General features: G+C 68.7%; 19 protein-coding genes and 2 tRNA genes. 18 read left to right on the plus strand and 3 right to left on the minus strand.

What is annotated here, in order from left to right:
• Positions 1-28: 28 nt before the first annotated feature.
• Positions 29-102: transfer RNA gene (locus tag MIAR_RS01345), tRNA-Gly, on the minus strand.
• A 106-nt stretch (positions 103-208) separates the two neighbouring features.
• Between MIAR_RS01345 and MIAR_RS01350 the strand changes: the two genes are divergently transcribed.
• From MIAR_RS01350 to clpX, 10 genes are all read left to right on the plus strand, one after another.
• Positions 209-285, plus strand: a tRNA-Pro gene (locus MIAR_RS01350).
• A gap of 60 nt (positions 286-345) precedes the next feature.
• A complete protein-coding gene (gene tig / locus MIAR_RS01355) occupies positions 346-1,806 on the plus strand; it encodes a trigger factor (protein WP_285630222.1) in 1,461 nt (486 codons plus the stop codon).
• An 82-nt stretch (positions 1,807-1,888) separates the two neighbouring features.
• The gene (locus MIAR_RS01360) at positions 1,889-2,392 is read left to right on the plus strand and encodes a tetratricopeptide repeat protein (RefSeq protein WP_285630224.1); all 504 of its coding nucleotides are present in this window, start codon (positions 1,889-1,891) and stop codon (positions 2,390-2,392) included.
• Between the two features lie 40 nt (positions 2,393-2,432).
• The gene (locus tag MIAR_RS01365) at positions 2,433-3,071 is read left to right on the plus strand and encodes an ATP-dependent Clp protease proteolytic subunit (protein ID WP_285630226.1); all 639 of its coding nucleotides are present in this window, start codon (positions 2,433-2,435) and stop codon (positions 3,069-3,071) included.
• A gap of 15 nt (positions 3,072-3,086) precedes the next feature.
• On the plus strand, positions 3,087-3,728 hold the full coding sequence (locus MIAR_RS01370) for an ATP-dependent Clp protease proteolytic subunit (protein ID WP_285630228.1): 642 nt from the start codon (positions 3,087-3,089) through the stop codon (positions 3,726-3,728).
• Positions 3,729-3,884: 156 nt separating this feature from the next.
• Positions 3,885-4,820: a sugar-binding transcriptional regulator gene (locus MIAR_RS01375; RefSeq protein WP_285630230.1), complete on the plus strand. Its 936-nt coding sequence runs from the start codon at positions 3,885-3,887 to the stop codon at positions 4,818-4,820.
• Positions 4,817-5,818: a deoxyribose-phosphate aldolase gene (deoC, locus tag MIAR_RS01380; protein WP_285630232.1), complete on the plus strand. Its 1,002-nt coding sequence runs from the start codon at positions 4,817-4,819 to the stop codon at positions 5,816-5,818. The genes MIAR_RS01375 and deoC overlap by 4 nt, the downstream gene beginning before the upstream one ends.
• A gap of 10 nt (positions 5,819-5,828) precedes the next feature.
• On the plus strand, positions 5,829-7,322 hold the full coding sequence (locus tag MIAR_RS01385) for an aldehyde dehydrogenase family protein (protein WP_285630234.1): 1,494 nt from the start codon (positions 5,829-5,831) through the stop codon (positions 7,320-7,322).
• A complete protein-coding gene (locus tag MIAR_RS01390) occupies positions 7,319-8,170 on the plus strand; it encodes an aldehyde dehydrogenase family protein (protein WP_285630236.1) in 852 nt (283 codons plus the stop codon). The genes MIAR_RS01385 and MIAR_RS01390 overlap by 4 nt, the downstream gene beginning before the upstream one ends.
• Before the next feature lie 153 nt (positions 8,171-8,323).
• The gene (gene clpX, locus MIAR_RS01395) at positions 8,324-9,592 is read left to right on the plus strand and encodes an ATP-dependent Clp protease ATP-binding subunit ClpX (protein WP_285630238.1); all 1,269 of its coding nucleotides are present in this window, start codon (positions 8,324-8,326) and stop codon (positions 9,590-9,592) included.
• Positions 9,593-9,674: 82 nt separating this feature from the next.
• On the opposite strand, the gene MIAR_RS01400 is transcribed toward clpX, so the two are convergent.
• Complete coding sequence (locus MIAR_RS01400; protein ID WP_285630240.1) at positions 9,675-11,744, minus strand: M3 family metallopeptidase; 2,070 nt, start codon at positions 11,742-11,744, stop codon at positions 9,675-9,677.
• 130 nt (positions 11,745-11,874) lie between these two features.
• Here MIAR_RS01400 and MIAR_RS01405 point away from each other — a divergent pair, with 130 nt between their 5' ends.
• The 6 genes from MIAR_RS01405 to MIAR_RS01430 are packed head-to-tail and all read left to right on the plus strand — an operon-like array spanning position 11,875 to position 19,658.
• The gene (locus MIAR_RS01405; RefSeq protein ID WP_285630242.1) at positions 11,875-14,229 is read left to right on the plus strand and encodes an ROK family protein; all 2,355 of its coding nucleotides are present in this window, start codon (positions 11,875-11,877) and stop codon (positions 14,227-14,229) included.
• On the plus strand, positions 14,229-15,158 hold the full coding sequence (locus MIAR_RS01410; RefSeq protein WP_285630244.1) for an ABC transporter permease: 930 nt from the start codon (positions 14,229-14,231) through the stop codon (positions 15,156-15,158). Before MIAR_RS01405 ends, MIAR_RS01410 begins: the two co-directional genes overlap by 1 nt.
• Positions 15,151-16,041 (plus strand): ABC transporter permease, encoded by an 891-nt coding sequence (locus MIAR_RS01415; RefSeq protein WP_285630245.1) that lies wholly within the window; start codon positions 15,151-15,153, stop codon positions 16,039-16,041. The genes MIAR_RS01410 and MIAR_RS01415 overlap by 8 nt, the downstream gene beginning before the upstream one ends.
• Positions 16,038-17,036 carry an ABC transporter ATP-binding protein gene (locus MIAR_RS01420; RefSeq protein ID WP_285630247.1) on the plus strand — a complete coding sequence of 333 codons (999 nt, stop codon included), beginning with the start codon at positions 16,038-16,040 and terminating at the stop codon, positions 17,034-17,036. Before MIAR_RS01415 ends, MIAR_RS01420 begins: the two co-directional genes overlap by 4 nt.
• Positions 17,017-18,069 carry an ABC transporter ATP-binding protein gene (locus tag MIAR_RS01425; RefSeq protein ID WP_285630249.1) on the plus strand — a complete coding sequence of 351 codons (1,053 nt, stop codon included), beginning with the start codon at positions 17,017-17,019 and terminating at the stop codon, positions 18,067-18,069. The genes MIAR_RS01420 and MIAR_RS01425 overlap by 20 nt, the downstream gene beginning before the upstream one ends.
• Positions 18,069-19,658, plus strand: a complete 1,590-nt coding sequence (locus MIAR_RS01430; protein ID WP_285630252.1) for an ABC transporter substrate-binding protein — start codon at positions 18,069-18,071, stop codon at positions 19,656-19,658. The genes MIAR_RS01425 and MIAR_RS01430 overlap by 1 nt, the downstream gene beginning before the upstream one ends.
• Before the next feature lie 64 nt (positions 19,659-19,722).
• On the opposite strand, the gene MIAR_RS01435 is transcribed toward MIAR_RS01430, so the two are convergent.
• A complete protein-coding gene (locus MIAR_RS01435; RefSeq protein ID WP_285630254.1) occupies positions 19,723-20,631 on the minus strand; it encodes a LysR family transcriptional regulator in 909 nt (302 codons plus the stop codon).
• A gap of 87 nt (positions 20,632-20,718) precedes the next feature.
• Between MIAR_RS01435 and tdh the strand changes: the two genes are divergently transcribed.
• A complete protein-coding gene (tdh, locus tag MIAR_RS01440; protein WP_285630255.1) occupies positions 20,719-21,762 on the plus strand; it encodes an L-threonine 3-dehydrogenase in 1,044 nt (347 codons plus the stop codon).
• 9 nt (positions 21,763-21,771) lie between these two features.
• Positions 21,772-22,950, plus strand: coding sequence for a glycine C-acetyltransferase (locus MIAR_RS01445; RefSeq protein ID WP_285630257.1), 1,179 nt, complete (start codon positions 21,772-21,774; stop codon positions 22,948-22,950).
• Positions 22,951-22,958 lie beyond the last annotated feature (8 nt).

A 22,958-nucleotide genomic window follows, 5' to 3' on the forward strand; every position in this document is an offset into this window, starting at 1 on the left:
GCCCTCGCCGATACGGCGAGGGCCTTGCTGGAGGGGATGACGGGAATCGAACCCGCGTCATTAGTTTGGAAGACTAAGGCTTTACCATTAAGCTACATCCCCGCTCGGCGGCCCGCTGAGCGGTGCGCCTCGTAAAGCATAGCGGACGTCGAGAGTGCTCTCGTCCGTTAGACTCGTCAAGGCCGTTCCCGTGCGCGCGGGTTCAAGCCGGGGCGTAGCTCAGCTTGGTAGAGCGCCCGCTTTGGGAGCGGGAGGTCGCAGGTTCAAATCCTGTCGCCCCGACCACGGCTACAGACTTCATGCCCGCGCCATCCCGCGCGGAAACCACAAGGAGAACACACCAGTATGGCCAACAGCACCGTCGAGAAGCTGTCCCCGACCCGGGTCAAGCTCACCATCACGGTCACCCCTGAGGACCTCAAGCCGAGCATCGAGCACGCCTACGAGCACATCGCCCAGGACGTGCAGATCCCCGGCTTCCGCAAGGGCAAGGTCCCGGCTCCGATCATCGACCAGCGCATCGGCCGCGGTGCGGTCATCGAGCACGCCGTCAACGAGGGCCTCGACAAGTTCTTCCGCGAGGCCGCCAGCGAGCACAACGTGCGCATCGTCGGCCGCCCGTCCGCCGACATCACCCAGTGGCCGAACGAGAAGGACTTCTCCGGCGACCTGCTGGTCGACGTCGAGGTCGACGTGCGTCCCGAGATCGAGATCCCGGCCTACGACGACATCACCCTCACGGTCGACGCCGTCGAGACCGACGACGCCGCCATCGACGCCGAGCTCGACGGCCTGCGCGCCCGTTTCGGCACGCTGATCCCCGTCGACCGTCCGGCCGCCAAGGGCGACTTCGTCGAGCTGGACCTGGTCGCCACCATCGACGAGAACGAGATCGACCGCGCCGACGGCGTGTCCTACGAGGTCGGCTCCGGCGAGCTGCTCGAGGGCATCGACGAGGCGATCGACTCGCTGACCGCCGGTGAGCAGACCACCTTCCGCTCCAAGCTCGTCGGCGGCGACCACGCCGGCGAGGAGGCCGAGGTCTCCGTGACCGTCAAGGCCGTCAAGGAGCGCGAGCTTCCCGAGGCCGACGACGACTTCGCTCAGATGGCATCCGAGTTCGACACGATCGCCGAGCTGCGCGACAGCCTCGCCGAGCGCGTCGGCCAGCAGGGTGTCTTCACGCAGGGCGCCGCCGCTCGCGACCAGCTCATCGACGCTCTGCTCGAGAAGGTCGAGATCCCGGTCCCCGCGCAGCTCATCGAGGACGAGGTGCACAACCACCTCGAGAACGAGAACCGTCTCGAGGACGACGTGCACCGCGCCGAGGTCGCCGAGGCCAGCGAGAAGCAGTTCCGCACGCAGGTGCTGCTGGACACGATCGCCGAGGGTGCGAACGTGCAGGTCTCGCAGGAGGAGCTGAGCCAGTACATCGTCCAGTCCGCTGCGCAGTACGGCATGGCTCCGCAGGAGTTCGTCGAGGCTCTTCAGGGCGCCGGCCAGCTTCCCGCCCTCGTCGGCGAGATCGCGCGCAACAAGGCGCTCGCCTCGGTGCTCGGCAAGGTCAAGGTCGTCGACAGCAACGGCAAGCCGGTCGACCTGTCCGAGTTCATCGGTGACGTCGACGAGGCAGAGGCCGAGGAGGCCCCCGCCGAGGAGAAGCCCGCCAAGAAGCCGGCTGCCAAGAAGGCTCCCGCGAAGAAGGCCGCCGACAAGGCCGATGACGCCGAGAAGAAGCCGGCTGCCAAGAAGGCTCCGGCCAAGAAGGCCGCCGCGAAGAAGGACGAGGCCGAGAAGGCCGAGTGATCGCGGATCGGCTCTGAGGGCCGATCAGATCTGAGAGAGGGCGGGTGCTGCGGCATCCGCCCTCTCCGTATCCGGAGGAATCATGACTGCAGTGAGCGACGACTGGCAGAGCCGGGTGGATGCCGTATGGCAGGACGCCGACCTCACCGACGACGCGCGCATCGACGCGATCGACGACCTGGCTCAGGAGCTCGGCCCCGATCACCCGGTCGCGCTGTTCGAGCGCGCCGGTGCCCGGGACAGCGCCGGCCGGGAGCTGGAGGCCGAGCCGCTCTACCGGGCCGCGCTCGAGGCCGGCCTCGACCCGGTGCGGCGCACCCGGACGGTGATCCAGCTCGCCAGCACGATCCGCAACCTCGGCAAGGTCGACGAGGCGCTCGCGATGCTCAGGGCGGAATACGACGCGACGCGCGGTGGCGCCATGGCAGACGAGGCCGCGGCGTTCTACGCACTGGCGCTGACCTCGTCGGGCGAACCCGTGCGTGCGGCATCCGTCGCGCTGACCGCGCTCGCGCCGCACCTGAGCCGGTACACGCGCTCGGTCACCGGATACGCCGCGGAGCTGCTGGACCCGCGCGGCGAGTGACACGCTCTGTGCTCAGGGCGAACACGGCCGGGCGCCTGCGTTGTCGCCGGTAGATTCGAATCACCGAAACACGGAAACAGGAGCTGACATGGCTGAACCCCTGATGGCGACGAGCGTCTTCGACAGACTGCTGAAGGATCGCATCATCTGGCTGGGCTCTGAGGTGCGCGATGAGAACGCGAACGAGATCTGCGCGAAGATCCTCCTTCTCGCCGCCGAGGATCCCGAGAAGGACATCTACCTCTACATCAACTCGCCCGGCGGCTCGATCACCGCGGGCATGGCCATCTACGACACCATGCAGTTCGTGCCGAACGACATCGTCACCGTCGGCATCGGCATGGCGGCGTCGATGGGCCAGCTGCTGCTGACCAGCGGCACCAAGGGCAAGCGCTACATCACGCCGAACGCGCGCGTGCTGCTGCACCAGCCGCACGGCGGTTTCGGAGGCACGGCCAGCGACATCCAGACGCAGGCGCAGCTGATCCTCTCGATGAAGCAGCGTCTCGCTGAGATCACCGCGGGTCAGACCGGCAAGACCGTCGAGCAGATCAACGAGGACGGTGACCGCGACCGCTGGTTCACCGCCGACGAGGCACTCGAGTACGGATTCGTCGACCACATCCGCGAGCACGCCAGTGACGTGCACGGCGGTGGCGGAACCGGCGCGGACAAGTAAGGCAGGACGACACACATGTACACCCCCACCTTCCGCGCCGCGGGCAACCTCCCGTCCAGCCGCTACGTGCTGCCCCAGTTCGAGGAGCGCACCGCCTACGGCTTCAAGCGCCAGGACCCGTACAACAAGCTGTTCGAGGACCGCGTGATCTTCCTCGGCGTGCAGGTCGATGACGCGTCGGCCGACGACGTGATGGCCCAGCTGCTGGTCCTGGAGAGCCAGGACTCCGAGCGGGACATCACGATGTACATCAACTCGCCCGGTGGCTCGTTCACGGCCATGACGGCGATCTACGACACCATGCAGTACGTGGCGCCGCAGATCCAGACCGTCGTGCTGGGTCAGGCGGCATCCGCGGCTTCCGTGCTGCTGGCCGCCGGCGCCCCCGGCAAGCGCCTCGCTCTGCCCAACGCCCGTGTGCTCATGCACCAGCCGGCGATGGGCGAGGCGGGTCAGGGTCAGGCCTCCGACATCGAGATCCAGGCCGCGGAGATCCTCCGCATGCGCACCTGGCTCGAGGAGACCATGGCCAAGCACACCGGCCAGGACGTCGCCAAGGTGAACCGCGACATCGATCGCGACAACATCCTCTCAGCCGAGCAGGCCAAGGAGTACGGCATCGTCGATCAGGTGCTCACCTCGCGCAAGCGCGCCTGAGCGCATTATCGCCGAAGGGCGGTCCGGCATCATGCCGGGCCGCCCTTCCTCGTATCCCCACGGATGCGCAGCTGCGCGGGGCGTGCGTGCTCATCTGAGCAGAGCGATGCGCGTGCGTCGGTCAGCTCCTAAGCTGGGACACGGAAGGAGGGCGCCGTGGACGAAGAACTGCTCATGGTGCGAGTCGCCGAGCTCTCGTACGACGAGAACAAGACGCAGGACGAGATCGGCGCCCTCCTGGGGATCTCGCGCTGGAAGGTCGGGCGGCTGCTCGTGCAGGCCCGCGAGCGGGGGATCGTGCGCATCGAGATCGTGCATCCGCGTGCCCGCAGGCTCGGTGCCGAGCGTGCCCTCGTCGAGCGGTTCGGGCTGAAGGATGCGGTGGTCGTGCCCGCGCCGGATGATCAGGGTGCCGTCCTCGAGCGCGTCGCCCGCGCCGCCGCCGACATGCTCACCGCTCTCCGTCCCGTTCCCCGGACACTCGCCGTCAGCTGGGGTCGCACTCTCACGGCGATCGCCGACGCGCTGCCCGAGGGATGGACGCGCGGAGTCACAGTCGTCCAGGCGAACGGCGGCGTGAGCTTGAACCGGCGCTCGGGAGGTGCGGCATCCGTCGCCGTCACCATCGCCCAGCGCGGCGCCGGACAGGCGGTGCTGCTGCCCAGCCCGGCGATCCTGGAGCGCGTCGAGACCAAGCAGGCCATCGAGGCCGACCGCACCGTCGCGGCGATCCTCGACCAGGCCGCTCACGCCAACACGTTCCTGTTCACCGCGGGGCCGTGCGATCCGGCATCCGCTCATGTCGAGAACGGCTACCTGTCGGCGGAGGACATCGCCGAGCTCGCCCGCCGCGGGGCGGTGGGCGATCTGCTCGGCCGCTACATCGACGCGGACGGCAACATCGTCGACCCGCAGCTCGACGCCCGCACCGTGGGCGTCGGCCTCGACCAGGTGCGAAACGCACCCCGATCCATCTTCGTCACTGCAGGCGCCGCCAAGCACGACATCGCGCGTACAGTCGTCAGCAACGGCCTCTGCAGCGTTCTGGTGACCGACGAATCCACTGCCCTTGCACTCTTGGAGGAGATATGACGACCACAGAGATCGCCCGCCGCACGGCGGTCGACGTACTGGGCGGTGAGCCCGACGACGCCACCCTGCGCCGGTTCCTGCACGGACTTCCCGGCGTGGATGCCGTGGGCCTGGAGCAGCGCGCCGCCGGCCTCGGCACCCGCTCGATCAAGACCACCTCGAAGGCGTGGGCGCTGGACAAGATCATCTCGCTGATCGACCTCACGACCCTCGAGGGCGCCGACACCGCGGGCAAGGTGCGCTCGCTGGTCGCGAAGGCGAAGACCCCGGATGCGTCCGACCCGACGACCCCGCGTGTGGCCGCCGTCTGCGTGTACGGCGACATGGTCGGTCACGCCGTCGAGGCGCTCGGATCCCTGCACGGCGACCCCGACGAGGGGCGCATCTCCGTCGCGGCCGTCGCGACCGCGTTCCCCTCCGGGCGCGCCTCCATCGAGGTCAAGCTGGCCGACACGGCGGATGCTGTGGCTGCGGGAGCCGACGAGATCGACATGGTGATCGATCGCGGCGCGTTCCTGGAGGGGCGCTACGGGCTCGTGTTCGACCAGATCGCCCGCGTGAAGGAGGCCTGCCGCCGCGAGGACGGCAGCTACGCCTCGCTCAAGGTCATCATGGAGACCGGCGAGCTGAACACCTATGACAACATCAAGCGCGCGTCGTGGCTGTCGATCCTCGCCGGAGGCGACTTCATCAAGACGTCCACGGGCAAGGTGCAGCCCGCGGCGACCCTGCCGACCACGCTGCTCATGCTCGAGACCGTCCGCGACTGGCATCGGGCGACGGGGGAGAAGATCGGCGTGAAGCCCGCCGGCGGCATCCGCTCGTCGAAGGACGCCATCAAGTACCTCGTCACGGTCGCCGAGACCGCGGGCGAGCAGTGGCTGCAGCCGCACCTGTTCCGCTTCGGCGCGTCGAGCCTGCTCAATGACGTGCTGCTGCAGCGTCAGAAGATCACCACCGGACACTACTCCGGTGCCGACTACGTCACCATCGACTGAGGAGCCTCATATGTCTTTCCTGGAATACGCTCCCGCCCCGGAGTCCAAGGCGATCCTGAAGCTCAAGGACAGCTACGGACTGTTCATCGACGGCGAGTTCGTCGACGGCTCGGGCCCGTCCTTCCACACCATCTCGCCCGCCGACGAGAGCCGCATCGCCGAGATCGCCTCGGCATCCGATGAGGATGTCGACCGCGCCGTCGTCGCCGCCCGCCGTGCGTACGACAGGGTGTGGTCGAAGATGAGCGGCCGCGACCGCGGCAAGTACCTGTTCCGCATCGCGCGCCTCGTCCAGGAGCGTGCTCGCGAGCTGGCCGTCGCGGAGAGCCTGGACAACGGCAAGCCGATCAAGGAGAGCCGTGACGTCGACGTGCCCCTCGTCGCCGCCTGGTTCTTCTACTACGCGGGCTGGGCGGACAAGCTCGACTACGCCGGCCTGGGCGCCGACCCCAAGGCGCTCGGCGTCGCCGGCCAGATCATCCCGTGGAACTTCCCGCTGCTCATGCTGGCGTGGAAGCTCGCACCGGCACTCGCAGCCGGCAACACGGTGGTGCTGAAGCCCGCCGAGACCACGCCGCTGACCGCGCTGATCTTCGCCGAGATCCTGCAGCAGGCCGACCTGCCCGCGGGCGTCGTGAACATCATCACGGGTGCGGGTGCTCCCGGCGCCACGCTCGTTCGCCACCCCGACGTGGACAAGGTCGCGTTCACCGGTTCGACCGGCGTCGGCCGCGACATCGCGAGGGCGATCGCCGGCACCGACAAGCGCGTCACGCTCGAGCTGGGCGGCAAGGCCGCCAACATCGTGTTCGACGACGCGCCCATCGACCAGGCCGTCGAGGGCATCGTGAACGGCATCTTCTTCAACCAGGGTCACGTGTGCTGCGCCGGGAGCCGGCTGCTGGTGCAGGAATCGATCCATGACGAGGTCGTCGACCGGCTGAAGCACCGCCTGTCGACGCTGCGCCTGGGCGATCCGCTCGACAAGAACACCGACATCGGCGCCATCAACTCGGCCGCCCAGCTGGCCCGCATCCGCGAGCTCAGCGACATCGGCGAGGCGGAGGGCGCGGAGCGCTGGACGGCGGACTGCGCCATTCCGGAGAAGGGTTTCTGGTTCGCGCCGACGATCTTCACCGGCGTCGAGGCGTCCAGCCGCATCGCCCGCGACGAGATCTTCGGGCCGGTGCTGTCGGTGCTCACCTTCCGCACGCCCGCCGAGGCGATCGCCAAGGCGAACAACACGCCTTACGGTCTGTCGGCCGGCATCTGGAGCGACAAGGGATCCCGCATCCTCGCCGTCGCCGACCGGTTGCGCGCCGGCGTGGTCTGGGCGAACACCTTCAACCGCTTCGACCCGTCGAGCCCGTTCGGCGGCTACAAGGAATCCGGCTACGGCCGCGAGGGCGGCCGTCACGGCCTGACCGCGTACCTGAAGTCCGCAGGGTCCGCCGAGACCCGCGCGGTCACCGGCGGCGCAACGAAGAAGGGAGCATCGGCATGAGCAAGCGACTGACCGTACCGAAGACCTACAAGCTCGCGATCGGCGGGGCGTTCCCGCGCTCCGAGTCGGGCCGCACCTACGAGGTGGTCTCCGCGAAGGGCGCCTTCCTCGCCAACGCCGCCAAGGCTTCGCGCAAGGATGCCAGGGATGCCGTCGTCGCCGCGCGCGGCGCGGTGAAGGGGTGGTCGGGTGCGACCGCGTACAACCGCGGGCAGGTGCTGTACCGGGTGGCCGAGATCCTGGAGGGGCGCCGCGCCCAGTTCGTCGACGAGATCGTCGATCAGGAGGGCATCTCCGCGGCTGCGGCGGGCGCCCAGGTGGATGCCGCCGTCGACCTGTGGGTCTGGTACGCCGGCTGGTGCGACAAGTACGCGCAGGTGGGCGGCAACGCCAACCCGGTCGCGGGCCCGTACTTCAACATCTCGGTGCCCGAGCCCACCGGCGTGGTCGCGATCGTCGCCCCGCAGGACTCCGCCCTGCTCGGGCTGGTGTCGGTCATCGCGCCGGCGCTGGTCACCGGCAACACGGTGGTCGCGATCGCGAGCGAGCGCTTCCCGCTCTCGGCGATCAGCCTGGCCGAGGTGCTCGCCACCAGCGACGTGCCCGGGGGAGTCGTCAACGTGCTGACCGGATCGCCGGCGGAGATCACGCCGTGGCTCGCCTCGCACGCCGATGTCAACGCCATCGATCTGGCGGGTGCGGGAGACCTGGACTGGGTCGACCTGGAGATCGCCGCCGCCGACACGCTCAAGCGCGCGCTGCGCCCCGGCGTGGTCGAGCAGAGCCTGGACCGCATCACGGCGTTCACCGAGACCAAGACGGTGTGGCACACCAAGAGCATGGTCTGACCTCCGATCGGATGCTCGAAGGGTCCGGTTCCGCTCACGGCGGACCGGGCCCTTCGCATGCGTGGCAATACGCCCTGGTGTCGGTGCGGGCGGTTAGGCTCGATTGACGGGATCAGAGCCCCCGCCTGATCCACAGCTTCGAGGAGGACGCGCATGGCACGCATCGGTGAGAGCGCCGACCTGTTCAAATGCTCATTCTGCGGAAAGAGCCAGAAGCAGGTGCAGCAGCTGATCGCCGGCCCCGGCGTGTACATCTGCGACGAGTGCGTCGAGCTGTGCAACGAGATCATCGAGGAGCGCATGGCCGAGGCCGGCAGCGGTCCGGTCGCCGACTTCGAGCTGCCCAAGCCCCGTGAGATCTTCGCCTTCCTCGAGGAGTACGTCGTCGGCCAGGAGCTCGCGAAGCGCTCCCTCGCCGTCGCCGTCTACAACCACTACAAGCGCGTGCGCGCCCGCGGCACGCTGCAGACCGCCGAGCAGAAGGCCGAGGAGGTCGAGGTCGCCAAGAGCAACATCCTCATGCTCGGCCCGACAGGCTGCGGCAAGACCTACCTCGCGCAGACCCTCGCCAAGCGGCTGAACGTGCCGTTCGCCGTCGCCGACGCCACCGCGCTCACCGAGGCGGGCTACGTCGGTGAGGACGTCGAGAACATCCTGCTCAAGCTGCTGCAGGCCGCCGACTACGACGTCAAGCGCGCCGAGACCGGCATCATCTACATCGACGAGATCGACAAGATCGCGCGCAAGGCCGAGAACCCGTCGATCACCCGTGACGTCTCGGGCGAGGGGGTGCAGCAGGCGCTGCTGAAGATCCTCGAGGGGACAGTCGCATCCGTGCCGCCGCAGGGCGGACGCAAGCACCCGCATCAGGAGTTCCTGCAGATCGACACGACGAACGTGCTGTTCATCGTCGCGGGCGCCTTCGCGGGGCTCGAGGACATCATCTCCGCGCGCGTCGGCAAGCACGGCGTCGGCTTCGGCGCCCCGCTGCACGACAAGGGCAAGGACCTCGACCTCTTCGGCGAGGTGCTCCCCGAGGACCTGCACAAGTTCGGGTTGATCCCGGAGTTCATCGGCCGCCTGCCGGTCGTCACCTCCGTGTCGCCGCTCGACCAGGATGCGCTGATCGACATCCTCACCGGCCCGCGCAACGCCCTGGTCAAGCAGTATCAGCGGATGTTCGAGATCGACGGCGTGCAGCTCGAGTTCGAAGAGGACGCGCTGCGCTCGATCGCCGATCTGGCCGTGCTGCGCAAGACCGGCGCCCGTGGTCTGCGGGCCATCCTCGAGGATGTGCTCGGCCCGATCATGTTCGAGATCCCCTCTGCTGAGGACGTCACCAAGGTGATCGTCACCAAGGCCGCCGTCGAGGAGGGCGCTGCTCCGACCGTGGTGCTCTCCCGCAAGCGCAAGAGCGCCTGACCTTCGCTGCGCAACCTCGCAGAAACGCACGACTCCGCAGATCCTGACCGGATTTCCTGCGGAGTCGTGCGTTTCTGCCGAGCTACACCCCGGCTGCGCCGTCAGCATCCAGGCCGCGTCGCTTCAGCAGCGGGGCGATCTCGGCATCCCGGCCGCGGAAGTCGCGGTAGGCCTCCAGCGGGTCCTTCGAGCCGCCCACGCCGAGCAGGCGCTGCCGGAACCTGTCGCCGTTGGCCCGGGTGAGCCCGCCGTTCGAGCGGAACCACTCGACCGTGTCCGCGTCGAGCACCTCGCTCCAGATGTACGAGTAGTAGCCGGCGCTGTAGCCGCCCGAGAACACGTGCGCGAAGTAGGTCGAGGAATACCGGGTCGGCACCAGCGGATTCAGCAGCCCGATGTCGGACAGGGCGGCCGCCTCGAAGGCGGCGACGTCATCGACCTCGGCGCCGGCGGCGATGCTGTGCCAGGCCTGGTCCAGCCAGGCCGCCGCCAGGTACTCGCTGGTCGCGTGACCCTGATCGAAGGCCTCGGTGGCGCGCAGACGCTCGACGATCGCGGCATCCAGCGGCTCGCCGGTCTCGAAGTGCCTGGCGTAGTTGTCCAGCACCTCGCTCCACAGGATCCACATCTCGTTGACCTGGCTGGGGAACTCCACGAAGTCGCGGAAGACGTTGGTGCCCGCGAAGTGCGGGTACGTCACGCGCGCGAACAGCCCATGCAGCGCGTGCCCGAACTCGTGGAACAGTGTTGTGACCTCGTCGAGCGTCAGCAGCGTCGGGTCGCCGTCGCCGGGCCGGGCGACGTTGAGGTTGTTGACCACCACGGGGAGCGTGCCGCGCAGGGCGGACTGGCTCACGATCGGGTTCATCCAGGCGCCGCCGCGCTTGGAGTCGCGCGTGTAGAGGTCGAGCACGTACAGGCCCACGGCAGACCCGTCGGCGTCGTGCACCTCGAACACCCGGGCACCGGGGTGGTAGGCGCCCAGGTCCTCGCGCTCGGTGAAGCCGACTCCGTACAGCTGCCCGGCAGCGAAGAACACGCCATCGCGCAGCACGCGCTCCGCCTCGAACCACGGACGCAGGGCCGCGGTGTCGATGTCATAGCGAGCCTGGCGCACCTTCTCGGTGTAGAACGCCCAGTCGTGGGCCTCCAGGGCGAACGGGTCGGGCTCGGTGGCGTCGATGATCTCCTGCAGCGCCTCGGCCTCTCGAGAGGCGTTGCGTGCCGCAGGCGCGGCCAGATCGCGCAGCATCCGCTCCACGGCGTCCGGTGAGCCGGCGGTCTCGTCGGCGGTGATGTAGGCGGCGTGCGAGGGGTACCCGAGCAGTGCGGCGCGTTCGGCGCGCAGTCGCACGATCTCGGTGAGCACTGCGCCGTTGTCGTTCGCGTTCCCGCGTGATCCGCGGGAGAGGGATGCCTCGAGGATGCGCCGTCGGCTCTCGCGCACGGTCAGGGATGACAGGTACGGGTGGCCGCTGAACAGCGGCAGGCCCACGAGGAACCTTCCGTCCTCGCCGCGATCGGATGCCGCCCGGGCGGTCGCGCTCAGTTCGCCGGAGGTCAGTCCGTCGAGCTCCGACGCGTCATCGAAGAGCACCGCGAGATCGTTGGTGTCGTTCAGCAGGTTCTTCTCGAAAGCCGTGCTGAGAGTGGACAGGCGCTTGTTGAGTTCTGTGAGCCGCGTCTTGGCCTCGTCATCGAGCGCGGCGCCGGCGTGCGTCATCTCGCGGAAGTGACGCTGCACGAGGTAGCGCTGCTCGGCATCCAGCTCCAGCTCGTCGAGCTGCGCGTGCACCTGCGAAACGCGCCAGTAGAGCTGCGAGTCCAGGCGGATGGCGTCCTCGTGCGCGGCCATCAGCGGAGCCAGTTCCTCGTCGATCGCCTGGATCTCGGGCGTCGCGTCGGCGGAGCTCACGGTGTAGAAGGCGTGCGCGACGCGGTCGAGCAGCTCGCCGGACCGCTCCAGCGCGACCAGCGTGTTCTCGAAGGTCGGCATCGAGCGCACCGCCGTGATCGCCCGGACCTCGCGCAGCTGCTCCTCGAACGCCCGACGGAACGCCGGCAGGTAGTGCTCCGGGCGGATGGCCGCGTAGTCGGGCAGTCCGTAGGGGAGCGCGGAGGGGGACAGCAGCGGGTTCGTGGCCTCGGTCATCCCTCGAGCCTAGGGGTTGGCCCGCGGGGTTTGACAGTCGGCGGTCGGGGCCTCACAATGATGAAAGCACTTTCGTAAGCGGTTATGAAAGTCGCTTAGAAAGTGTCTTTCAAAGGAGAAGAGTCCGCCGATGTCCGCGATCGACGTGAAGCTCATCGCGCAGTGCCTTGCCAGCCTGCGCGATCTGGAACTCGCCACCATCTCCGACCTCGCCGAGAGCACCGGCCTCTCCCGGCCGACCGTCACCGCGGCCCTCACCGCCATGACCGACTCCGGACTCGCGATCGAGCACGAGGCGCGTGCCGCCGCCGGGCGGCCCGCCCGGACGTTCTCGCCGGTCGCAGGGTCACCCGTCATCGTCGGGATCGACCTGACGCGCAGCGTCGTGCGCCTGATCGTCGCGGACCGCACCGGCCGTGTGCTGGGACGCCAGGAGGCGGAAGTCGCCTCGCCCACCACCGACCAGCCCTCGCTCGCCCCCGTGCGCGCGCTGCTGCAGCAGACCCTGGAGCGGATCGGGCGGCGGCAGTCGGACGTCGCGGCCATCGGCATCGCCGCTGCGGGGCTCATCGACGAGAACGGCATCCTGGTCTCCGCCCCCCAGGTCTCGAGCTGGAACGGACGCGACCTCGCGTCGATGTTCAGCGACCACTTCGGCGCCCCCGTCGTCGTCGACAACGACCTGTCCCTCGCTGCCGAGGCCGAGTCCCGCGGCGGCGCCCTGACCGACGCGGAGACCGGCGTGTACGCCCTGACCTGGCACCACGTGTCCGCTCGGGTCACCGCCTCGGGCCATGTGCTGCGTGGCCGGCGCGGCCGCGCCGGCGAGGTGGGCCTGCTCCGTGCGTTCAGCGACGTCGCCGTGCCCGAGGGGGCGCTCCTCGATGCGGTTCCGCGCGTGGCGGCCGAGCTGCGTCTGCTGCGCGACGATCCGGCCGACCTGCGCGGTCTGGCCGCGCTCGAGTCCCTCAGCGCCGCGATGACCCCGGCGATGGCAGCGCTGCTGCTCACGGCCGACCCCGACGTCATCGTGCTCGGCGGAGAGCTCGGTGAGTTCGCCGACCTCATCGCGGGTCCGCTCGCCGAGGGCATCCGTGCGGCGGTGACCGGCATCGACACCGGCACGCGCATCATCCGCGGTGGCGAGCTGGGAGCGGATGCCGCGGCGCTCGGAGCCCTCGGCCTCGCCTTCGAGAAGCACTCCTCCCGCATCTACGGGGTTCCGGACGTTCCGGCGCCCGTCATCGCAATCGAACCGGAGAACGAAAAGATGACCACCGACATCGCCTCGGAGCAGGCCCCCTTCCGTGCCGCAGCGATCGGAGTCGGCGCTCGCGTCGGCCTCGCGCTGCACGTGAAGGAGGTGGGCGGCACCGTCGTCGCCGCGGTGGATCCCGATCCCCGCACACATGAGCGCGCCGCGCGGCTGTTCGGGGACATCCCGGTGTTCTCCTCCGTCGCCGAGCTGCTGGCCTCCGGCATCGAGATCGACGGCGCGTTCATCACCACCCCGGACTTCACGCACGCCGAGGTCGCGATCGAACTGCTCGAGGCGGGCATCCCGTCGTACATCGAGAAGCCCCTCGCGATCTCGATCGAGGACGCCGACCGGATCCTCGAGACCGCGTACCGCACCGGCACCAAGGTCTACGTCGGTCACAACATGCGGCACATGCAGGTCGTGCGCATGATGAAGGACATCGTCGACCGCGGCGAGATCGGTGAGGTCAAGGCGATCTGGTGCCGGCACTTCGTCGGACACGGTGGCGACTACTACTTCAAGGACTGGCACGCCGAGCGCGACAAGGCCATGAGCCTGCTGCTGCAGAAGGGTGCGCACGACATCGACGTGATGCACTGGATCGCCGGCACCTCCACGCGCTCCGTCGTCGGCGTCGGCGACCTCGCGGTGTACGGAGACGTCACCTCCCGCCGCGACAACTCCGACCGCCGGATGGGCGACTGGTTCTCGATGCAGAACTGGCCACCGGCATCCCAGCAGGACCTCAACCCGGTCATCGACGTCGAGGACATCTCGATGATCATGATGCGCACCGATTCCGGTGTGCTCATGAGCTACCAGCAGTGCCACTTCACACCGGACTACTGGCGCAACTACACGGTGATCGGCACCGAGGGGCGCATCGAGAACTTCGATGACGACGCCGGCGGCGAGATCCGGCTCTGGAACGCCCGCAGCGACTACCTCGAGAAGGGGCACGTGCGCTACCCGATCGAGGACGGCGGCGACGGAGGTCACGGCGGCGCCGACCCGCTCACGGTCGCTGAGTTCGTCGAGTTCGTCCGCACCGGAGCGCCGACGGACACCAGCCCGGTGGCCGCGCGCGACGCGGTCGCTGCCGGCATCGGTGGCGCACTGTCGATCCGCTCCCACTCCGAGCCCTTCGAGATCCCGCGGCTGAGCGACGAGATGCTCGAGTACTACGCGGCGCACCAGCCGGCCCGCACACCGGTCGGGGACTGATGCTCCGGTACGCGCTGCGGCGCATCCTGATGATGGTGCCGACCCTGATCGGGTCGACGCTCCTCGTCTACCTGCTCGTCTTCCTCATCCCCGGTGATCCGGTCGCCAGGCTCGCCGGCGGCGAGAAGCGACTCTCGGACTCGACCATCGCGGCGATCCGCGCGCAGTACAACCTCGACGATCCGTTCTTCGTGCAGTACGCGAAGTACCTGTGGGGCGTGCTGCAGGGCGACTTCGGCCACGACTTCAACGGCAACTCGGTCTCGACCCTGATTGCGACCGCGCTGCCCTACACCGTGGTGCTCGCGCTGTCGGCCTTCGTGCTGAAGCTCGTCATCGGCGTGTGCCTGGGCGTCTGGGCGGGCCTCCGGCAGGGGAAGTTCCCGGACAGGTTCAACCTGTTCTTCACGATCTTCTTCCTGGCCGTGCCCGGATTCATCATCGCGTACTTCTCGCAGTACCTGTTCGGCATCAAGCTGCACTGGCTGCCGATATCCGGGGTGAGGGCCGGGTTCCCACTGGCGTTCATCATGCCGGCGATGGTGCTCGCACTGGAGACGGCCTCGCCCCTGGCGCGACTCAGCCGCACGAGCCTGGTCGACGTGCTGCGATCGGACTACATCGTCACCGCGACGGCGAAGGGGATCGGCCCGCAGCGCATCATGTGGGTACACGCCCTGCGCAACGCGTTCATGCCCGTCGTCACCTATCTCGGCTTGAGCATGGCCGCGCTGCTGGGCGGTTCGGTGCTCATCGAGACGATCTTCAACCTCCCCGGCCTCGGCGGCACGCTGGCGCGGGCCATCGACACGCAGAACGGCCCCGTGGTCGTGGGCGTCTCGGTGTTCCTGCTGCTGTTCTACCTGGTCGCCGCGCTGATCGTGGACCTGCTCTACCCGATCATCGACCCGAGGGTGCGCCATGTCTGAGTCCACCACCTCGCTCATCATCAGCCATCGTCGCCGCGGTCGTCCGCGCAGCGGGCTGCGCAGCCTGTGGAAGAGCCCGTTCTTCGACATCGCCGCGCTGATCATCATCGTCGTCACGCTGATGGCGCTGTTCCCGACGCTGTTCACGAACATCGATCCGCGGGACTGCGACCTGTCCATGTCGCGGGTGGGACCGGAAGCCGGACATCCGATGGGCTTCGACATCCAGGGCTGCGACTACTGGTCGAACATCGTCCACGGTGCGCGCACCTCCCTCGAGGTCGGCGTCTACACCGCCGCGATCTCGTTCATCATCGCCCTGATCGCCGGCTCGCTGGCGGGCTACTTCGGAGGGATCACGGATTCGATCATCTCCTGGACGTCGAACGTCATCCTCGGCATCCCCGTGGGCATCGCCAGCCTGGTCATCCTGTACCAGTTCCGGTCTCGCACGGTGTGGACCATCGTGTTCGTGCTGGTGCTGTTCAGCTGGGCGGCGACCATGCGATACATGCGCAGCTCCGTCATGCAGGTGCGCAATCTGGAGTACATCCAGGCCGCCCGTGGCCTGGGCGTCGGACCGTGGCGCATCCTGCGCTCGCATGTGATCCCGAACGCCGTCACCCCGCTGATCGTGATGACGACGCTCTCGGTCGGAGCCGGTATGGCCGCAGAGGCGGGATTCTCGATCCTCGGCGTCGGGCTGAAGCTGCCGGCGTTCTCCTGGGGCATCCAGATCGCCCTCGCGAGCCAGGACGGCAACTGGCAGATCGCACCGCTGCTGATGTTCTTCCCCACCCTGATGCTGGGTCTCACCACGCTCGCCTTCGTGGTGCTGGGTGAGAGCCTGCGCGACGCCCTCGACCCGAAGGCCCGCCGATGACCGCCCTGCTGGAAGTCCAGAACCTGTCCCTCGAGTTCCGCTCGCAAGGGGCGCCGCCGATCGCGGCGCTGCAGGATGTCAGCTTCACGCTGGACCGTGGCGAGACGCTCGCCGTGCTCGGCGAGTCGGGTTCCGGCAAGAGCATCACGGCCAAGGCCATCATGGGCATCCTGCCCAGGCCCGCCTCGCACGTCACCGGCGGACGCATCCTGTTCGACGGCGACGACCTGCTGACCCTGTCCGCCGCGAGGCTGCGCAAGGTGCAGGGGGCGCGCATCGCGATGGTGTTCCAGGACGCACTGAGCGCGTTGAACCCCGTGCAGACGGTGGCCACCCAGATCGCCGAGCTCTACCGCGTGCATCGCGGCATGCCGAAGAAGCAGGCACACGAAGCCGCGGTCGACATGATGCGCGCGGTGCGCATCCCGGATGCCGCGAACCGCGCGAACGACTATCCGTTCCAGTTCTCGGGCGGCATGCGCCAGCGCATCATGATCGCGATGGCACTGGCCCTGGACCCCGACATCCTCATCGCGGACGAGCCGACCACGGCGCTGGACGCCACGGTGCAGGCCCAGATCCTGGAGCTGCTCGGCGAGATCACGCAGGAGCGGCGGATGGCCCTGCTGATGATCACGCACGACCTGGGCGTCGCGGGGCAGCTCGCCGACCGCGCGCTGGTGATGTACGCCGGTCGTGTCGCCGAGTCGGGACCGATCGGCCCGATGTTCGACGATCCCGCGCATCCCTACACGAAGGGCCTGCTCGGCTCCATCCCGAGCGCCGCGCACCGGGGCGGCGACCTGCCCACCATCCAGGGTCTGCCGCCGGACATCGCGCAGCGCCCGCCCGGCTGCAGCTTCAACCCGCGCTGCGGGTACGCGACGGCCGAGTGCCGCACCGAGCTGCCGCTGCTCGACGTGTTCGCCCCGGAGCGGGCCGCGGCCTGCCACCACAAGCAGGAGGTGATCGCCGATGCCGCTCTTGGAGCTTGAATCGGTGCGACGCTTCTACAAGCAGAAGCACACGATGTTCTCCCGCGGTGCGCACGGCCAGGTGCGTGCGGTGGACGGCGTCGACTTCACCGTCGAGGAGGGTGAGACCGTCGGCCTGGTGGGGGAGTCCGGCTGCGGCAAGTCCACGCTCGCGCGCATCATCTGCGGGCTGGAGGCGCCCAGCGAGGGCACCGTGCGCTGGAACGGCGCCGACGTCTCGGCCATGTCGCACTCCGAGCGCAAGACGCTGCTGCACCGTCAGGTGCAGATGGTGTTCCAGGACCCGCACGCCTCGCTCGACCCGCGCCGCTCGGTCGGCCAGTCGATCGCGGAGGGGATCACCACGCACCGGCTGCTGCCGGCGTCGAAGGTGGAGGCGCGCGTGGGGGAGCTGCTCACGCAGGTGGGCCTGAACCCCGACCACGCGCACCGCTACCCGCACGAGTTCTCCGGCGGACAGCTCCAGCGCATCGGCATCGCCAGGGCACTGGCGGTCGAGCCGAAACTGCTGGTCTGCGACGAGCCGGTCTCGGCGCTGGACATCTCCGTGCGCGCGCAGGTGCTCAATCTGCTGAACCGGCTGAAGCGCGAACTCGGTCTGTCAATCATCTTCATCGCGCACGACCTCGACGTCGTGCAGCACATGTCCGACCGCATCGTCACGATGTACCTGGGCAAGGTCGTCGAGCAGGGCGACTGCGACGACGTGTACGGCGCCACCGCGCATCCCTACACCCGCGCGCTCCTGTCGGCCATTCCCCGCAAGCTGGCGCCGAACGAGCGCCTGGAGCGCGTCGTGCTCGAGGGCGACCCGCCCTCGCCGATCGACCCTCCGCCCGGATGCCCGTTCCACACGCGCTGCTACACGGCGATCGAACGGTGCGCCACCGACGTGCCCGCTCTCGACGCCGTCCCGGGCGGACGGCCGGAGCACCGGGCATCCTGCCATCTCGCCGCTCAGATCACCCTGTCCCGCGTCGGCATGGTCTCCACGATCTCCTCCTCACCCTCCCCATCCGAAAGGAACACCTGATGAAAAGCACCACCAGCCGCATCGCGGTCGGCATCGTCGCCGCCGCAGCGTGCGCGACGATGCTGACCGGATGTCTCGGTCAGACCGCCGACGCCGGCGATGGCAAGACGTCCTTCGTCGCCGTCAACAACGGCGAGATCGGCCGCATCACCGGAGCGCAGAACCCCGGAAGCCAGATCGCCATGGCGCTCTGCGAGCCGCTGACGGGCATCGAGGAGGACGGCAAGGTCTTCATGCGCGGAGCCGAGTCGCTCAAGAGCGAGGACCAGGTGCACTGGACCGTGAAGGTCGCGGACGGCCACACCTTCTCGGATGGCACGCCGATCACCGCGAAGACCTATGTCGACACCTTCAACTTCGTCGGCGCAGGCAAGAACGGGATGCCCTCGAACTACGCGTACGGTCCGATCAAGGGCTACGACGAGCTGAACCCCGCCGAGGGCGAGGCCACGGCCACGGAGTTCTCCGGCATCAAGCTCGAGGACGAGCACACGTTCACGATCGAGATGAAGACGCCGAACAACGACGTGCCGTACATCCTCTCGCAGCTGGCGTTCTGCCCGATGCCGGAGAGCGCGTTCGCGGATCCGGTGGCCTACGACAAGAAGCCGATCGGCAACGGCGTGTACACGCTGGAGAAGCTGGACCCGCAGGTCGAGGCCGTGCTGAAGAAGGATCCCAAGTACAAGGGCTGGGTTCCGAAGGGCGCCGCGGACCAGATCACCTTCCGCGTCTACACCGACACGAACACCGCGTATCAGGACGTGGTCGCGGGCAACGCCGACGTGCTGCGCAGCCTGCCGCCGGGGCTCATCGCCCAGGGCCGGAACTCCCTCGGCGAGAAGGGCCTGACCGCGATCGACCGCAACACGCTGGAGACGTACTTCACCTGGCCGACCTACCTCGACAAGACCTATCCGCTCGAGGTGCGCCAGGCGTTCTCGATGATCGTCGACCGCGAGAGCATCTCGAAGGACCTGTTCAAGGACGCCACCGTGCCGGCCGGCTCGCTCATGCCGAACTCCGTCTCCGCCTACCGTGAGGATGCGTGCGGGCAGTACTGCACGTTCGACCCGGCAGCCGCGAAGGCGCTCATCGCGAAGTCGGGCTTCACCGGCAGCATCCCCCTGAACTACTCGTCCGAGAACACGACGGATGCCGCGACCGCGCTCGCGGTCTCGAACTCCGCGAAGGAGATCGGGCTCGATGTCGAGCCGAAGCCGGTGCCTGCCGCCGCGCTCTCGGAGACGATCAACTCCTACAAGCTGGACGGCCCCGTCATCCAGCTCTGGGGCTCGTCCTTCCCGGCCGCGTCGGAGTGGATCGCCTCGGTGTACGTCGATGCGAACTACCGCCTGCAGTACACCGACCCGGAGGGCCAGGCCGCCGTGGACGGCGCACTCGCCGCGGCGACTCAGGAGGAGTCCGACGCCCTCTGGCAGAAGGCCGAGGACCGCATCCTCGCGGACCAGGTGATCCAGCCCCTGTACCAGCAGGTGATGTACATCGCCCACACCGAGTGCGTGACCCCCCACGCGGCCGGCGGTGACATGCAGATCTACCGCACGCAGGTCACCTGCGGCAAGTGACCCGCTGACGGCGGATCCGGCGAGGGCCGGGACGGAGCTCTTCCGTCCCGGCCCTCACGCTCGTTCAGGTGGCCAGCGCCGCCATCACCCGTTCGAGTGCCTCGGCGACCAGGCGCACCGATCGCCGGTGCAGGTTCTCGGGGCGGGCCAGCACGTCGATCATGCGGTTGGTGCTGACGCCGTCCAGCGGCAGGCGCACCACGCCGGTGACGCCCGCCGCGACCGAGGTGTAGCGCGGCAGCATCCCGATCACACCGCCCGCGGAGATCACCGCAGCGGCGATGCCGTAGTCGTTGATGCGGTGCACGATCTCGACGGGCCGGTTGGTGACGGCCGAGATGGTGCGCAGCACGTCGTCGGGGGAGTAGCCGGTGCGACTGGTGACCCAGCGCTCGCCGACCACCTGCTCGGGCGTCAGCGACTCCCGCCCGGCGAGAGGATGCGATGTGGCGAGCGCGACGTCGAGCGGTTCCGTCGCCAGGGGCACCGAGCGGATGCCGCTGCGCGGCCACGGTGCGCTGTGCTCCATGCGGTGGGCGAGCACCAGGTCGTAGCGCGCGGTGAGCGCGGGGAACTCGCTCTGCGCGACATCCTCGTCGGTGAACCGGATGGTGGGGGCATCCTCGCCGGTGCCGAGCTCGCGCACGAGGGGGCCGAACAGGGCCTGCGCCGCGCTGAGGAATCCGCTCACCGTCACCACACCGGACGGCGCCGCCTCGAAGCGGTCCACGGCGGTGCGCGCGGCGGCCATGGCATCGAGCGCCGTCGCACCGGCATCGGCGAGCACCTCACCCGCAGGCGTCAGCACCAGCGTCCGGCCCTGCTTCCGGGTGAGCGGGGTGGTGAAGCCGCGCTGCAGTGCGGCGAGCTGCTGTGAGACGGCGGACGGCGAGACGCGCAGCGCCTCGGCCACGGCGGTGACGCTGCCGAGCGCGCCGAGCTCACGCAGGATCTGGAGCTGCTGCAGGTTCATGGCCTCAGTCAATCATGAAGTGGATCTTCATCGATTATCCAGAGAGTGCCGATTGATCTTCATGTTCGGATGCGGTCTCATCGAAGTATGAAGGCCCTTTTCAAGCCGGCAGCCGCCGCCGGACTCGAGCTCGTCGATCGCCCGGACCCCACCGCAGGAGCAGACGAGGTCGTCATCCGGGTGCTGCGCACCGGCATCTGCGGCACGGATCTGCACATCCTCCGCTGGGACGAGTGGGCGGCGTCCGCCGTCAACGCTCCGCTCACCCCCGGCCACGAGTTCTACGGCGAGGTCGTGGAGATCGGCCCGCTGGTGCGCGACATCAAGGTCGGCGACCGGGTGTCCGGCGAGGGGCACATCGTCTGCGGCACCTGCCGCAACTGCCGTGCCGGCCGCCGGCACATGTGCATCCGCACGATCGGCCTGGGCGTGCAGCGCGACGGCGCGTTCGCCGAGTACGTGTCGCTGCCCGCGACCAACGTCTGGGTGCATCACGACGACGTGACGCCCGAGCTCGGGGCGATCTTCGACCCGCTCGGCAACGCCGTGCACACCGCGCTGACGTACCCGCTCGTCGGCGAGGACGTGCTCGTCACCGGCTGCGGTCCGATCGGCCTGATGTCGATCGCCGTCGCCCGCCACGCCGGAGCGCGCTTCATCACGGCGACCGACGTCAGCGGGCCGCGTCTGGAGATGGCGCTGACCATGGGCGCCGATCAGGCCATCGACGTCTCCCAGCACGACATCCGTGAGGCGCAGACCGCCCTCGGCATGCGCGAGGGCTTCGACATCGGCTTCGAGATGAGCGGCGCCCCGAGTGCGCTGCCCGCCATGATCGACAACATGAACCACGGCGGCCGGATCGCCATGCTCGGCCTGCCCAGCGCCGGATTCGACATCGACTGGGGCAAGCTGGTCACGCACATGCTCACCATCAAGGGCATCTACGGCCGCGAGATGTTCGAGACCTGGAACGCCATGGGGGCCATGCTGCAGACCAGCGCCGTGCTGCGCGACTCGATCAGCCGCGTCATCGCCGAGGTCATCCCGGCGCGCGACTGGGAGAAGGGCTTCGCCGCCGCGGCATCCGCCGGCACCGGCAAGATCATCCTCGACTGGACCGAGCTGTAAGGAACCGAGATGTACACGACTTTCAAGGACCACGTGGCCGCAGAGCTCGCCGGCATCGAGGAGGCAGGGCTCACCAAGCACGAGCGCGGCATCCGCGGCCCCCAGAGCGCCGAGATCACGGCCGACGGCACCGAGGTGCTGAACTTCTGCGCCAACAACTACCTGGGCCTCGCCGACGACCCCCGCATCGTCGACGCCGCCAAGAGCGCCCTCGACGAGTGGGGCTACGGCATGGCCAGCGTGCGCTTCATCTGCGGCACGCAGGAGCAGCACCTCGAGCTCGAGCGACGCCTGTCGGCGTTCCTCGGCACCGACGACGCCATCCTGTACTCCTCGTGCTTCGACGCGAACGGCGGCGTCTTCGAGACGCTGTTCGGTGCCGAGGACGCCATCATCTCGGACGAGCTGAACCACGCCTCGATCATCGACGGCATCCGGCTGTCCAAAGCCCGCCGCTTCCGTTACCGGAACAGCGACATGGCGGATCTCGAGCAGCAGCTGAAGGATGCCGCGGATGCCCGCTTCCGCGTGATCGTGACCGACGGCGTGTTCTCGATGGACGGCTACATCGCCAAGCTGCCGGAGATCTGCGACCTCGCGGAGAAGTACGACGCCCTGGTCTTCGTGGACGACTCGCACGCGGTGGGCTTCATCGGTGAGAACGGCCGTGGCACTCCCGAGCTGTGCGGGGTGTCGGACCGCGTGGACATCTACACAGGCACCTTCGGCAAGGCGCTGGGCGGGGCATCCGGCGGCTACGTCGCCTCGCACCGCGACATCGTGGCGCTGCTGCGGCAGCGCTCGCGTCCGTACCTGTTCTCGAACACCCTGGCTCCGGCGATCGTCGCGGGCACTCTCACCGCGCTGGACCTGGTGGAGGGCTCCGCCGATCTGCGTGCGCGCCTGCGCGAGAACGCCGAGCTGTTCCGCAGGCGGATGACGGAGGAGGGCTTCGACCTGCAGCCGGGGGAGCACCCCATCGTGCCCGTGATGTTCGGCGATGCCGCGCTGACCGCGCGCATCGCGAAGGCCATGCAGGCGCATGGCGTGTACGTCACGGCGTTCAGCTTCCCAGTGGTGCCGCGCGGGCTCGCCCGCATCCGCGTGCAGCTCTCCGCGGCGCACACGTCGGAGCAGGTGGAGCGCTGCGTAGCCGCCTTCGTCGCGGCGCGCGCAGCAGTGGACTGAGCCCGAGC

Origin of the sequence: Microbacterium arabinogalactanolyticum, assembly GCF_030268005.1 — a bacterium.
In the GTDB taxonomy this organism is placed as follows: Bacteria; Actinomycetota; Actinomycetes; order Actinomycetales; family Microbacteriaceae; genus Microbacterium; species Microbacterium arabinogalactanolyticum.